Genomic DNA, 12,899 nt, shown 5'->3' on the forward strand with positions numbered 1-12,899 from the left:
GGTTGTTCCGCACGCTGCTCAAGTCGAAGATCCACCGCGCCACGGTGACCCAGGCCGACCTCAACTACGTGGGGTCCCTGACGCTCGACCCCGAATTGATGACCGCGGCCAACCTGTTGCCGCACGAGCTGGTGCACGTGGTGAACATCAACAACGGCGCCCGGTTCGAGACCTACGTGATCGAGGGCGAGCCCGGCTCGCGCGTGGTCAAGGTCAACGGCGCCGCCGCCCGCCTCGTGCACGCGGGCGATCTCATGATCGTCATCGGGTACGGGCTCGTGCCCGACGAACAGGCCGCGTCGGTGGTGCCGTCGGTCGTGTTCGTCGACGAGCACAACCGGATTCTCGAACGGGGTTCCGACCCGGCCACCGCGGCGGGTGCCCCGGTGCTCGCGGGCCGAAGAGCGGCAACACGAAACGGACTGGAGGGAGCAGGACACGTGTCGGTCAACACGGACGCGGCCGGGACGAGCCCGCCGGACCTGAGCGATCAGGACGCGGTGCTCGAACTGACCGGTGAGGAACAACGGGAACTGGAGGTGCTCGCGGCGCGGTTGTGCGCGACGGGACCGGAGGAACTCGACTCACGCGCCTGGGTGGAAGCCGCGAGAGACGCCTCCGCCGCGCTGCCGCTGCGGTTGCGCAGGCGGCTGGCACGGTTCCGCCGGGACCCGGGTGACGAAGCGGTGTTGCTCGTCCGCGGTCTGCCGGTGGACCCGGACCGGCTGCCGCCGACCCCGACGGTGCCGGGCTCCGTGCAGCGGCACCCGACGGTGCCCGCTGCGGCGATCACCATGATCGCCTCGCAACTCGGCGAGCTGTACGCGTTCCGGGAGGAGAAGTCCGGCGCGCTGGTGCAGGACGTGGTGCCGGTCCCGGGGATGGAGGAGTTCCAGGGCAACGCGGGCTCGACCGAGCTGACCATGCACATCGAGAACGCCTTCCACGCCAACCGGCCGGACTACGTCGGGCTGGCGTGCCTGCGCAACGACCACGACAACGTGGCCGGGCTGAAGGTGGCGTCGGCGCGCCTCGCCGCGCGGCTGCTGCCCGCCGACGTGCGGATGGCGCTGCACGAACCGAAGTACTTCACGTCGCCGCCCGGGTCGTTCGGGCTCGTCGACGACATTCCGGGCCCGGAGGGCATCTTCCGGGGCAACCCGGAGGACCCGGACGTGCGGGTCGACTTCACCAGCACGGAAGCGATCGACGACGACGCACGAGAGGCGATGGCCGCGCTCGGGGCGAGCCTGGCAGCGGTGGCCAGGACGCTCGTCCTACGGCCAGGCGACCTCGCCATCGTGGACAACCGGCTGTGCCTGCACGGCAGGACCGCGTTCCGCGCGCGCTACGACGGGCGGGACCGGTGGCTGCAACGGGTGTTCGTCAGCCTTGATCTGCGCCGGTCGCGGGCATCGCGCCCGGCTGATGGCCACGTCGTGCACAGCGCGGTCGGCAGAACCGCCTGACAAGGGGAGAAGGATCATGCAACTGAGCACGGACCAGGTGTCCCGGTACCAGCGGGACGGTTTCCTGGTGGTGGAGAACCTGTTCAGCGCCGCGGAGGTCGCGGACCTGTGCGCGGCGTTCGACGCCGACGCGCGGGTGCCCGGCCCGCAGCGCGTCCTAGAGGACGACTCCGACCGCGTGCGCGCGATCTACGCGTCGCACCACCGGCAGCGGGAGTTCGCCGACCTCGTCCGCACCCCGCGGCTGCTGGGTCCGGTGCACGCGCTGCTGTCCGACCAGGTCTACGTCTACCAGCTGAAGATCAACGCCAAGCCGGCGTTCGGCGGCGACAAGTGGGGCTGGCACCAGGACTTCCTCGCCTGGCAGCTCGCCGACCTGCTGCCGGCACCGCGGCTGGTGAACGTCGCGGTGCTGCTCGACGACAGCACCGAGTTCAACGGCCCGCTGATCGTCGTCCCCGGTTCGCACACGTTGGGTGAGCTGCGGGAGCACCGGTCCGACCAGCACCGCTCCGAGCAGCACCTCGACCCGGACGACATCTCGCTGCGCCCGGACCAGCTGGCCGGCGTGGTGGCCGAGCGCGGCCTGCACAGCGTCAAGGCACGCGCGGGGTCCGTGGTGTTCTTCCACCCGGAGATCGTGCACGGCTCCGCGCCGAACATGTCGCCGTACCCGCGCAGGCTGCTGATCGTCACCTACAACGACACGCGCAACCTGCCGATGACGCCGAACCCGCGGCCGGACTACCTCGTCGGCCGCGACACCACACCGCTGCGGCCCACGGACGTGGTGACCGGGGTGTCCCGGTGACTGGCGCGGTGGGCGGGGGCGCGCAGGCGGTCGTCCTGGAGCGGTTCGACGCGCCGCTCGCGCTGCGCGAGTTCGACATCCCGGTGGCGGGGGAGGGCGACACCGTGATCGCCTGCCGGTACAGCGGGATCTGCGGCACCGACCTGCACCTGTGCCAGGGGCACCTGGACATCCCGACCCCGCTGGTGCTGGGCCACGAGGGGCTCGGGGTCGTCGCCGAGCTGGGGCCCGGTGCCGACGCGGAGGCGGGCGGCGGCCCGCTCGCCGTCGGCGACGTGGTGATGTGGGCGTCGTCGATCGCGTGCGGGCGGTGCGTGCCGTGCCGGCAGTACCGCGAGCCGACGCTGTGCGAGAACCGGCAGACGTGCGGGGTGAACCGGCCGACGACGACACCGCCGTCGTTGTTCGGCTCCTGGGCCACGCACATCTGCCTGCGGCCGGGGAGCACGATCGTGCGGCTGCCGGAGCGGGTCGACCCGGTGGCGGCCATGTCGCTGGCGTGCGCGGGCCCGACGATGGTGCACGCGCTGCTCGACCGCCGCCCGGTCCGCCTCGGTGAGGTGGTCGTGGTGCAGGGCAGCGGCCCGGTCGGCCTCGCCGCGGCCGCGCTCGCGCAGCTCGCGGGCGCGGCGCGGGTGATCCTGGTCGGCGGCCCGGCGAGCCGGCTGAGCCTGGCGGCCCGGTCCGGCATCGGCGACGAGCACGTCAACATCGTCGAGGCCAGGGACCCCGACTGCGTGCTCAACCAGGTCGTCGAGCTGACCGGGGGCCGGGGCGCGGATCTGGTCATCGAGTGCACCGGGGTGCCGTCGGCGATAGCGCAGGGGATGCGGCTGGCCCGCCGAGGCGGGTCCTACCTGGTGGTGGGGCAGTACACGGACGCGGGCGACACCACGATCAACCCGCACCAGATCGTGTACCGCCAGCTCGACGTGGTCGGGTCGTGGGCGTTCTCCGGGGCCCACCTGGTCGAGTACGTCCGGCTCCTACCCGTCCTGACCGGCAGGTTCGACCTCGGTGCGCTCGTCACCACGTACCCGCTCGCCGCGGCGGCGACCGCCATGTCCTCGGTCGCCTCGGGGGAGGTGATGAAGGCCGTGCTGACGAGCTGACGGGTCGGTGTCGCGTTCGGTATCAGCTCGGTGAACTCGGACATGGCGAGCGAATGCCGGGGACGGCAGCAGGTGGGCGAATTTCGCGGAGTGTACCGGATCCGTCTTGTCCGGCGGCCCGTGGCGGGGTGGCGGCCAGCCGTTGCCGTTTGCCCGGATGCGGCCCGAGCTGGTGATCCGGCATCGGGGAAATGCGTCCGAGAATTCTTTGGTTCCGGTATTCCGGTAGCGGAAAAGCGGGACCGCGGTATCCGTTCTCCGGCCTTTGCGGGCCGCGCGAATGTCCATGCGATGAGTTACCCGGAAGTGGATATTTGTTGGCAATATGCGCTACGGACAGTGATCGTCGCTGGTCGCGAGTCACACGAATGGCGGAGTTTGAAGGCTCTCGCTTCCCTCGTCATGTTTAGTATGGTGTCGTTACGTGTGGGGAATCAGTTCTCATGGGGGGTACCCAAGTGCTGCTCACGGAACGCGATGCCGTATTGGATCATGTCCGGTTTTTGGTGAACTCGACGCGGAACGAGCGCGAGGCGAACGTTGTGCTGGTGGGCGGCGCGGTCGGCACCGGGAAGACCGCGGTGCTGACCCGCTTCGCCGAGATCGCGCGCTCGCGCGGTGCCGTGGTGCTCACGGCTGTCGCGTTCCCGGCCGGTCCTGAGGTGTCGTCCGGCGTCGTCGACCAGCTCGTCGGTGGACTGGTACCGCAGCCGAGAAGACCCGGCAGCGCCGACGAACTCACCCGGTACGTGAGCGCGGCGGCGCCGCGGTTCAACGCCCGCGTGCTGCACCGGGCCTCCCGCGTGCTCACCGAGGTGGCGCAGGAGTCGCACCTGGTCGTCTGCGTCGACGACATCCAGCACATGGACGCCGAGGCCGTCCAGTTCATGCTGCACTTCATCCGCGCGTCCGCCGGCCTTCCGGTCACGTTCGCGTTCACCGAGACCGCCGGGGTGCCGGGCACGGGCACCGAACTGCACGACTACCTGGCCCGCCACCAGCGGGTGCGGCGGTTCACCCTGCGCCCGCTGTCGGCGGACGGGGTGCAGGACGTGCTCGCCGAGGACGTCGGGCGGTCGGCCACGGCGCTGACCGAGCAGGCGGTGCGGATCACCGGCGGCAACCCGCTGCTGCTGTTCGCGCTGATCACCGACCTGCGCGACCGGGGAGACGACGGCGGCGACCCCGGCGGCACCGGCGGCGCCGCCGGCGCCGTGCCGCGCCGCGTCGTACCGGGAGAGAACTTCCAGCGCGCGTACCGGAGTTGCCTGCGCGCGGGCGGCGAGCTGGCCAGGAAGGTGGTCACCGCCCTGGCCGTGCTCGGCGACACCGCGACCGCGCTGCTCGCCGCCCGGCTCACCAGGACCGACATCGCCACCGTCGAGGCTGTCGCCGACTGGCTGGGCCAGGCGGGCCTGTTGTCCTGGCTGCGTTTCCGGCACCCGGCGGCCCGCGCGGCCGTGCTCGCCGGGACCGACCGCGACGAGCTGATCGGGCTGCACCGGGCAGCCGCCCGCCTGCTGTTCGAGACCGGCGCGCCCACCCGCGAGGTCGCCGGGCACCTGCTCGTCTGCGGGGTGACCGACGAGCCGTTCGCGGGCCGGGTGCTCGCGGACGCCGCCGAGCAGGCGCTGCTCGCGGGACAGGCCGAGGACGCGACCGCCTACCTGTACCTGGTGCACCGGCAACCCGCCGACCAGATGGAGGAGGCCGAGGCCGCGCTCGCGCTCTCCGCGGTGGAGTGGCGGGTCAACCCGATCGGGGCCGTGCGACGCCTGCACGGGCTGGCGGAGCTGGTGATCGAGGGACAGCTGACCGACCACCGCGCCGTCGCGGTGGCGGAGAACCTGTTGTGGCACGGCGACGTCGCAGAGGCCGAGCAGGCGTTCACCGCACTGCACGAGCGCGCCGACACGTTCGACGCGGCGACCAGGTCGGCGTTCGCCGAGGCCGTGTCGATGATGTCGGCCGGATTCCCGGCGGTGCACCAGCGGCTGCGGGCCAGGCTGCCGGACCTTGAGGTTGACGCCGAGCAGCCGCCGGTGGGGCTGACCGCGTCGTCGTGCCCGCTGTTGACCTTCGGCCGGGTCCGCTGGGTGCGGGACGAGGAGGCGGCGGACGCGGCGGAGGCGCTCCTGGCGGCCACCCCGGTGAACGAGGGCACGTTGCCCAGGCTCACCGCTGCGGTGGTCACGCTGGTCGCCGCGGAACGCACCGACCAGGCCGTGTCGTGGTCCGAGCACGTCATGCGGGAGATCGAGGGCAGGCACGCGCCGGCGTGGCAGGCGGTGCTCGACGGCATGCGGGGGATCGTCGCCCTGCAGAGCGGCGACTACGCCGAGGCCGAGGCGCACGCGAGGGCCGCGTTGTCCGGCGTGCCGGCACGGGTGTGGGGCGCCGGAATCGGCATCCCGCTCGCCACCGCGTTGTTCGCCGCAACCGCGCAGGGCAGGCACGCCGACGCACGGGCGCTCGTCGGGCAGCCCGTGCCCGCCTCGATGTTCGAGTCGGTCTACGGCCTGGTCTACCTCACCGCGTGCGGCGAGTACCACCTGGCAGCACGGCAGTACCGCTCGGCACTCGAGCGATTCACGCAGTGCGGCGAGCTGATCGCGGCGTGGGAGATCGCCACGCCCGGCCTCGTGTCGTGGCGTTTCGGCGCCGCCCGCGCCTGGCTCGGGCTCGGCGACCAGGGCGAGGCGCGCAGGCTGCTGGAGGAGGACCTCCGGCTGCTCGGCGACTCGCCGTCCCGAGGGCGCGGGCTGTCCCTGCGGCTGTTGGCGTCGATACACCAGGCCGGGCGCCGCCAGGCACTGCTCGAACAGGCCGTGGACGTGCTGTCCAGAGTGGACGCGAGACTGGAGCTGACCGACGCGCTCACCGACCTCGGCACGTTCTTCGCCCGCCGCGGCGACGCGAAGCGCGCCGTCGCGGTCACCCGCAGGATCGTGGAGCTGACGCGGGAGTGGCGGGCGAAGGCACCCGTGAAGCGCGCGCCCCGGCGCTGGACCGGCGGCACCGCGCCCGCCGAGGGGCAGGCCAGGCTCACCAGCCTGACCGAGGCCGAGCGGCGCGTGAGCGCGATGGCCGCGGACGGGTGGAGCAACAAGGAGATCGCGGAGGCGCTGTCCATCACCGTCAGCACGGTCGAGCAACACCTCACGCGGTCCTACCGCAAGTTATCGATCCGCCGACGCAGGGAGCTGCCGCGCCAGCTGCTCGTCGCCGGCCAGGAGCAGACAGGCAGGCTCGTCGGATGAACTCACCTTTCCAGCGGCTGCACCACATCTGCGTGGTCGTGGCCGACATCGACCGCGCGGTCGAGTTCTACACCTCGGTCGGCATCGGGCCGTGGCAGGACTACCCGCCGCTCACCCAGTACACCGAGCTGGACGTGCCGAGCCGCGACGGTTTCCTCGGCCTGAAGTACAAGTACGCCGACGTCGGCGGCATCCAGTACCAGCTCGTCGAGCCGGGTGACGGCGACTCGCCGCAGCAGCAGTTCCTCGACACGCACGGCGAAGGCGTGTTCCACCTCGGGTTCGTGGTCGACGACCTCGCCGAGGGGACGGCGGCCGCCGCCGGCCTCGGCGTTCGGCCGTGGATGACCGGACGGCGGCCGGACGGGAGCGGCTTCACCTACTTCGACACGCGCGCCCGGGCGGGCGTCACGATCGAGATACGGCAGAGCCCGACGAGCTGACGGAGTCCAGGCGGGCCAGACCGCGCGCGCCTCGACGTTCCCGGCCGCGCGAGACGGCGAGCGCGTCCCAGTCGGCGGTCCTGGCGGGCAGCCGACCGGGATCGCCGAGGACCGCACCGCCGTGCACCTCGGCGAGCAGCGGCCTGCCGGTGATGGCCGAGGCCGCGGTGATCCCGCTGACCGCGACACCGGTTATCCCGTTGCCCTGCTTGGTGCTCTGGCCAGCGACGTAGAGACCGCCGATGCCGGTGCGCACACCGGGCCGGTCGGACGGGGTGCCCCAGTGCGCGAGACCGAACGGCGTGCCACCGGTGGAGAGCGTGTACCGCTCCTGGGTCAGCGGCGTCGCCGTCTCGACGTGCGTCAGGTGCGCGCGGAACGGGCCGAGCGCGGCCTCGGCGGCGGCCAGCACCGCGTCGGTGACGCGTGCCTTCGCCCTGCGGTAGGCGGGATCCCGCCGGTAGCGGGCCCCGGCCGCGCCCCACAGCTCGCGGTCGGCCGGCCACGTGGTCATCAGCTGGAAGTTCGCGTGTCCCGGTGGGCAGGCGCGGGGCTCCTTGAGCGAGCCGAACGACGCGAGCAGGTAGGGGATCTCGTCGAGGTCGCCGAGGTCGAGGCGGCGGAAGGCGCGCTCGATGTCGTCGTGCGGGTACCACCACAGGTTGGCCGCGTCGGCGCGGTCCAGCTCGCGGTCGAGCGCGACGTACACCGACACCAGCGGCAGCGCGGGCGTCGCGGTCCGCGCCCGGTTCACGATGCCCGGCGCGAAGTGCTCCGGGCCGACGAGTTCGAGCACGGTGCGCACGTAGTCCGCGTTCGACACGACCAGTCCGGTGTGGACGGTGCGGCCGTCCGCCAGGGCCACGCCGGTGACCGCGCCGCCCTCGACGAGGATCCGCCGCACCCGGCTGCGGGTGCGGACCGCGCCGCCGTGCGCCTCGATGGCCTCGACGAGCGCGGCGGCGATCTCCTGCCCGCCGCCGACGGGGTAGTAGGCGCCGCGCAGGTAGTGGTCGATCACCGTGGCGTGCGCGGTGACCGGGGTCCGGTTCGGCGGGAGCCCGTAGTTGGGCGACTGCGCCGCGAGCAACGTCCGCGCCCGCGCGGACAGTCCACAGTGGTCGAACAGGTCGGTCAGCGTGCGACGGCTCCACGCCAGCACAGTGCCCGCCTCGGCGCGGAGTCCGGCCGGGTCGGGGGCGAGCAGCATCGCGCGTTGGGCGGTCGCCACCGCCCGCGCGACGTCGAGGAACGTGTCCAGACCGGGCAGCTCTCCGGGGAGCACGGCGGCGAGGCGGTCGCGGTAGGACCGCCAGTCGGCGGGGACCCGGACGTGCGCGCCCGGCACCCGGATCTCGTCGAACCCGTCGGGGTCCAGCTCGCGGAACCGGACGCGCCCGGCCAGGCCGAGCCCGGCGAGGACCGCGGTCAGCAGGCCGTCCGGGCCGCAGTCGCCGAGGTAGTGCACGCCGACGTCGAACTCGTAGGCGCGGCGCCTGCGGAACACGTGGCTGTTGCCGCCCGCCACGTCGTGGTGTTCCAGCACGAGCACGCGGTGCCCGGTGACGGCGAGGTAGCCTGCGCACACCAGCCCGCCGACACCCGCGCCGACGACGACCGCGTCCCAGCGTTCACCCGTGCTCACAGGGAGATGCCGCCGTCGATGGCGAACACGGCACCGGTGACGTAGCCGGCCCGGTCCGAGGCCAGGTAGGTGACCAGGTCCGCGACCTCCTCCGGCCTGCCGAAGCGGTTGAGCGGGATGACCGCCAGCGCGTCCTCGGCCGCGCGTTCGCCGAGCGCGGCCACCATGTCGGTCTCGATGAACCCGGGCGCCACCACGTTGACCCGCACGCCGTGCCGCCCGGTCTCCTTGGCCAGCGCGAGCGAGAAGCCGACGAGTCCCGCCTTCGCGGCGGAGTAGTTGGTCTGCATGGCGTGGCCGCGGACCCCGGCGACCGACGAGATCGTGATGATCGACCCGGCCCGCCGCTTCATCATCCCGAACGCGACGGGACGGCAGACGTGGTAGGCGCCGGTGAGGTTGGTGTCGACCACGTCGTGCCAGTCCTCGGCGCGCATCCGCACCAGTGGACCGTCACGCGTGATGCCCGCCGCCGTCACGGCCACCGAGACCGGGCCCAGCTCGTGTTCGGTCCTGCGGACCCACGCCGCGACACCGGCGCCGTCGGTCACGTCGGCCTGTTCCGCGAGCACCCGCCTGCCCAGCTCGCGCACCTCGGCGGCGACCTTCTCGGCCGCGGCCACGTCGGAGCGGTAGCAGAACGCGACGTCCCAGCCGGCCGCGGCGAGCCCGCGCACCACGGCCCGGCCGATACCGCGCGACCCGCCGCTGACCAGTGCCACGCCGTTCTGCCCTGTCATCCCTGCCCCCCGTTTCGTCGCACCGCGCTGGCGGGGCGGCGGGCCACGACCGCCCGCTCGACCGCCAGCACCGGTTGCCCCTTCGTCGTGGTTTCGCCGTCGAACACCGCGGTGTCGTCGGTCCGCGCCAGCACGCGGACCTCGTGCCGCAGCACGTCCTCGGCGCCGACCGCGCGGAGCACGCGCACCCCGGTCACCGCGCCGACCACCGGCAGTCCCGCGCCGCCCGTCCCGAACAGCAGCGCCGCGGCCTGCAGCCACGACTCCAGCAGCAGCGCATCGGGGAACCCGCCGGCGCGCAGCCACGGGTCGCCGGGTGTCACGGTCCGTTCGGCCACGAGCCGGCCGGGCCCGCGTGCGACGACCCGGTCGACCAGCAGCATGGGCGGTCGGTGCGGCAGCAGTGCGGTGATGTCCTCGCTCACGGCCGCGCCTCGGCGGTGTAGCGCAGCCGGACCGTGGCGACCCGGTCCGCGCCGGCGCGCACGGTCACGGTGCAGTCGGCAGGCCCGTCGCCGGTCCACTTCAGGTCGACGCGGAGCGTGTCGCCGGGCCGGACCGCGCCGGTGAACCGGGCGGACGTCACCTCGGCGCAGCCGAGGTCCGGCAGGCAGCGGTCGGCGGCACGCCGGGCGATCTCGATCAGGCAGACACCCGGCAACACCGGGAAGTCCGGGAAGTGACCGGCGAACGCGGGCTCGTCCGGGGACAGCGCGATCTCCGCGCGGGCCGCCCGGTCGCCGACGGGCCGGGGGAGGACGGCCGCGGTCACCACGCTGGTCACGAGCGGCCCCGCAGCCGCAGCACCGCGCACGCCACAACCGCGCCGTGTTCCACCGACGCGATCACCGCGATCCGGCCGGCCGCGCCCGGGGTGCGTGCCGCCGTGCTCAGCACCGCGGCGAGCTGCAGCGCACCCGACGCCGCACCCGTTTCGCCCAACCGGTCCTCGGGGGCGATGACGACCGCGTCGTCGAAGAGTTCGACGGTGGAGTTCCCGGGTGCGACGGCCCACACCTCGGCCGCTGGCACGCCCGCCCGTGCCAGCGCGGCGGTGACGCACCGGCGCATCGCCTTCTCCTGGTCGTCCCCGGCCAGCGCGAGCGAGCGCACGGCGAGGACGTCGGCCAGCGCGTGCCGCGCGTCCGTGGTGACCGCGAAGAACGCGCCGCCCTCGCCGATCACGCCGTGCCTGCCCTGCGCGCTGTTGCGTTCCAGCCACAGTCGGGCCGGGGTCAGCTCCTCGACGCCACCCGCGAGCACGGTGCCGGCACGGCCCGCGCCCAGCAGCCTCCCCGCGTACTGCAGTGCCTGCAGCGCGGCGACCCGTCCACCCGCGATCGTCGTGTTGGGACCGATCAGCCGGTGCCGGATCGCGGCCTGTCCCGCGGCGCGGTTCATGACACCGTTCGGCACCACCGCCGGGTCGACGTAGAACGGCCGCTCGGCTTCCAGTGACGAGCGGGTGAACGCCATCGCGCTCTGCGCGCTGCCGGTCGTGGTGCCGAGGACGAGCGCGGTGTCGGTGCCCTCCGCTACCGCCGCGTGCTCGCCGACGAGTTCGGCGACCGCCGCGAGCGTGAGACCCGTGAGCCGGTCCATCGACCTGGTGCCCCTGGGCCCCAGCACGTCGCGGATGTCGAAGCCGGGCACCTCGCGGGTGTCCGCGTTCCCGGCCACACCGCCGACGGGAGCGGCGAGGCCGGTGTCGAACGCCGCGCGCCCGATGCCGAACGCCGAGACCGCCGACCAGGCGGTGATCACCGGAGTGCTCATCGGGGGCACCTGCCCAGGATCAGGACGGCGTTGTTGCCGCCGAACGCCAGCCCGTTGTTCTGCACGATCCGGAGGTCCGCGCGCACCGACTGGTTGGGCACGCAGTCGATCCGGCAGTCCGGGTCGGTCTCGACGTGGTTGATGGTCGGCGGGATGAACTCGTGGGTGATGGCGAGCGCGCAGGCGATCGCGGCGAGTGCGCTCGCCGCACCCATCGTGTGACCGAGCATCGACTTGAGCGACACCACGCGTGGCGGCTCGCCGCCGTAGACGTCGTGGATCGCCCTGGCCTCGGTCACGTCGTTGGCCTTGGTGCCGGTGCCGTGCGCGGAGATCAGGTCGACCTCGGCCGGTGCCACACCCGCGTCGTCGAGTGCGAGCCGGATGCAGCGGGCCACGCTCGCGCGGTCCGGTGCCACCGGGTGGTGGGCGTCGCAGTTGAGGCCGTAGCCGAGCACCTCAGCGTAGATGGGCGCGCCGCGGTCCAGTGCGGACGTGAGCGTCTCCATCACGACCATGCCGGAGCCCTCGCCGGTGAGGATGCCCCTGCGGTTGCGGTCGAACGGCCTGCAGTGGTCGGGTGCGATGGTGCCGAGCCGGTAGAAACCGGTGAACGTCTTGCGGCACACCGCGTCCGCGCCACCGCAGATCGCGAACTCGACCTCACCCGCCCGCAGCGCGTCGTAGCCGTGACCGATCGCGTAGTTGCCCGCCGCGCACGCGGTGCCGATGGTGACCGGCTCGACGTTGGTGAGCCCCAACTCGGCCGCGACCGACGACGACAGCCGGCCCGCCGGGATGCGTTCCGCCAGCCTGGTGTCCCGGTGCCCGGCACCGAGGCGGACATCGGTCTCCACCAGCCGGTCGAGGTCCTGCGACTCGCCGTCGGTGGTACCGACGGACACGAGCCCACGCCGGCCGCGCAGCAGTTCCTCGTCGAGGCCCGCGTCCTCGACGGCCATCCGTGCCGCGGCGACCGCGAACCGGGTGGCGGGGCCGAGGTCGTCGACCGGTACGCGGGTGAGCACCGCCTCGGGGTCGAATCCGGTGACCTCGCAGCCGTTGGCGTGGGCGAAACCGGTGGTGTCGAACGTGGTGATGGGCGCGGCGCCGCTGCGGCCCGCGCGCAGGCCCTCGGCGAACTCCGACGCGCCGATGCCGATGTTGGAGACGACGCCGAGACCGGTCAGCACCACCCGGTCGTCGGTCGTGCGGTAGGGGGTCATCGCGGTCAGGTGCGGAGCGCGCGGACGACGACGTCCTCGACACCGCGGAGGTTGACCATGTTGGCCATCTCCTCCTGGTCGATGACGATCCGGAACTCCTTTTCCAGGGCCGCGAGGATCTCGATCGCGCGCAGCGAGTCGGCGCCGTGGTCCTCCGCGAAGCGGCTGGTGTCGGTGACCTCGTCCTCCGACAGTTCGAGGATGTCGCACACGAGTCGCTTGATGCGGGCGGACTGATCGGTGGTGGTGAGTTCCATGTGGTGTTCCCCCACGAGATCCGGGTAAATGCCGGAATTGGGTCCGGCGAGCCGACCATAGCCGCGGATTTCCCGTGTTTCAACCACTGTCCGAATTCGCGGAAAACCCCTTATGTCGTAGGGGATCGCCTGGTCAGAGCCGTAGGGGTAGACAGCGCGT

General features: G+C 72.8%; 12 protein-coding genes and 1 pseudogene. 6 read left to right on the plus strand and 7 right to left on the minus strand.

Annotated features, from left to right (window positions below):
- Positions 1-2 precede the first annotated feature (2 nt).
- The 6 genes and pseudogenes from panD to LX83_RS19880 form a co-directional block, all read left to right on the plus strand.
- Positions 3-434, plus strand: a pseudogene (gene panD, locus LX83_RS37900) (aspartate 1-decarboxylase); the annotation flags it as partial.
- Positions 435-440: 6 nt separating this feature from the next.
- Positions 441-1,469, plus strand: coding sequence for a TauD/TfdA family dioxygenase (locus LX83_RS38725; protein WP_407649636.1), 1,029 nt, complete (start codon positions 441-443; stop codon positions 1,467-1,469).
- A gap of 16 nt (positions 1,470-1,485) precedes the next feature.
- Positions 1,486-2,280, plus strand: coding sequence for a phytanoyl-CoA dioxygenase family protein (locus LX83_RS19865; RefSeq protein ID WP_253773573.1), 795 nt, complete (start codon positions 1,486-1,488; stop codon positions 2,278-2,280).
- Positions 2,277-3,392 (plus strand): zinc-binding dehydrogenase, encoded by a 1,116-nt coding sequence (locus tag LX83_RS19870; RefSeq protein WP_253773576.1) that lies wholly within the window; start codon positions 2,277-2,279, stop codon positions 3,390-3,392. Before LX83_RS19865 ends, LX83_RS19870 begins: the two co-directional genes overlap by 4 nt.
- 443 nt (positions 3,393-3,835) lie before the next feature.
- Entirely contained in the window at positions 3,836-6,652 is a 2,817-nt protein-coding gene (locus tag LX83_RS19875) for a helix-turn-helix transcriptional regulator (protein ID WP_301328580.1), read from the plus strand.
- Positions 6,649-7,095 carry a VOC family protein gene (locus tag LX83_RS19880; RefSeq protein WP_253773580.1) on the plus strand — a complete coding sequence of 149 codons (447 nt, stop codon included), beginning with the start codon at positions 6,649-6,651 and terminating at the stop codon, positions 7,093-7,095. Before LX83_RS19875 ends, LX83_RS19880 begins: the two co-directional genes overlap by 4 nt.
- Here LX83_RS19880 and LX83_RS19885 read toward each other — a convergent pair.
- The 7 genes from LX83_RS19885 to LX83_RS19915 are packed head-to-tail and all read right to left on the minus strand — an operon-like array spanning position 7,061 to position 12,739.
- Positions 7,061-8,740, minus strand: a complete 1,680-nt coding sequence (locus tag LX83_RS19885) for a phytoene desaturase family protein (protein WP_253773582.1) — start codon at positions 8,738-8,740, stop codon at positions 7,061-7,063. The genes LX83_RS19880 and LX83_RS19885 overlap by 35 nt on opposite strands.
- On the minus strand, positions 8,737-9,480 hold the full coding sequence (gene fabG, locus LX83_RS19890; RefSeq protein ID WP_253773584.1) for a 3-oxoacyl-ACP reductase FabG: 744 nt from the start codon (positions 9,478-9,480) through the stop codon (positions 8,737-8,739). The genes LX83_RS19885 and fabG overlap by 4 nt, the downstream gene beginning before the upstream one ends.
- A complete protein-coding gene (locus LX83_RS19895) occupies positions 9,477-9,905 on the minus strand; it encodes a 3-hydroxyacyl-ACP dehydratase FabZ family protein (RefSeq protein WP_253773586.1) in 429 nt (142 codons plus the stop codon). Before LX83_RS19895 ends, fabG begins: the two co-directional genes overlap by 4 nt.
- Positions 9,902-10,264, minus strand: a complete 363-nt coding sequence (locus LX83_RS19900; RefSeq protein ID WP_253773588.1) for a 3-hydroxyacyl-ACP dehydratase FabZ family protein — start codon at positions 10,262-10,264, stop codon at positions 9,902-9,904. The genes LX83_RS19895 and LX83_RS19900 overlap by 4 nt, the downstream gene beginning before the upstream one ends.
- Complete coding sequence (locus LX83_RS19905; protein ID WP_253773590.1) at positions 10,261-11,256, minus strand: beta-ketoacyl synthase N-terminal-like domain-containing protein; 996 nt, start codon at positions 11,254-11,256, stop codon at positions 10,261-10,263. Before LX83_RS19905 ends, LX83_RS19900 begins: the two co-directional genes overlap by 4 nt.
- The gene (locus LX83_RS19910) at positions 11,253-12,482 is read right to left on the minus strand and encodes a beta-ketoacyl-[acyl-carrier-protein] synthase family protein (protein WP_253773592.1); all 1,230 of its coding nucleotides are present in this window, start codon (positions 12,480-12,482) and stop codon (positions 11,253-11,255) included. The genes LX83_RS19905 and LX83_RS19910 overlap by 4 nt, the downstream gene beginning before the upstream one ends.
- A 5-nt stretch (positions 12,483-12,487) precedes the next feature.
- Positions 12,488-12,739, minus strand: a complete 252-nt coding sequence (locus tag LX83_RS19915; protein WP_253773594.1) for an acyl carrier protein — start codon at positions 12,737-12,739, stop codon at positions 12,488-12,490.
- Positions 12,740-12,899: the final 160 nt, after the last annotated feature.

The organism is Goodfellowiella coeruleoviolacea (assembly GCF_024171785.1).
Classification (GTDB): domain Bacteria; phylum Actinomycetota; class Actinomycetes; order Mycobacteriales; family Pseudonocardiaceae; genus Goodfellowiella; species Goodfellowiella coeruleoviolacea.

What these genes read in the sequence shown, in the direction of transcription:
- LX83_RS19905 (WP_253773590.1), bottom strand. Translation starts at nt 11,256, where the DNA reads ATGAGCACTCCGGTGATCACCGCCTGGTCGGCGGTCTCGGCGTTCGGC.
- LX83_RS19910 (WP_253773592.1), bottom strand. Translation starts at nt 12,482, where the DNA reads ATGACCCCCTACCGCACGACCGACGACCGGGTGGTGCTGACCGGTCTC.
- LX83_RS19880 (WP_253773580.1), top strand. Translation starts at nt 6,649, where the DNA reads ATGAACTCACCTTTCCAGCGGCTGCACCACATCTGCGTGGTCGTGGCC.
- LX83_RS19875 (WP_301328580.1), top strand. Translation starts at nt 3,836, where the DNA reads ATGGGGGGTACCCAAGTGCTGCTCACGGAACGCGATGCCGTATTGGAT.
- fabG (WP_253773584.1), bottom strand. Translation starts at nt 9,480, where the DNA reads ATGACAGGGCAGAACGGCGTGGCACTGGTCAGCGGCGGGTCGCGCGGT.
- LX83_RS19865 (WP_253773573.1), top strand. Translation starts at nt 1,486, where the DNA reads ATGCAACTGAGCACGGACCAGGTGTCCCGGTACCAGCGGGACGGTTTC.
- LX83_RS19915 (WP_253773594.1), bottom strand. Translation starts at nt 12,739, where the DNA reads ATGGAACTCACCACCACCGATCAGTCCGCCCGCATCAAGCGACTCGTG.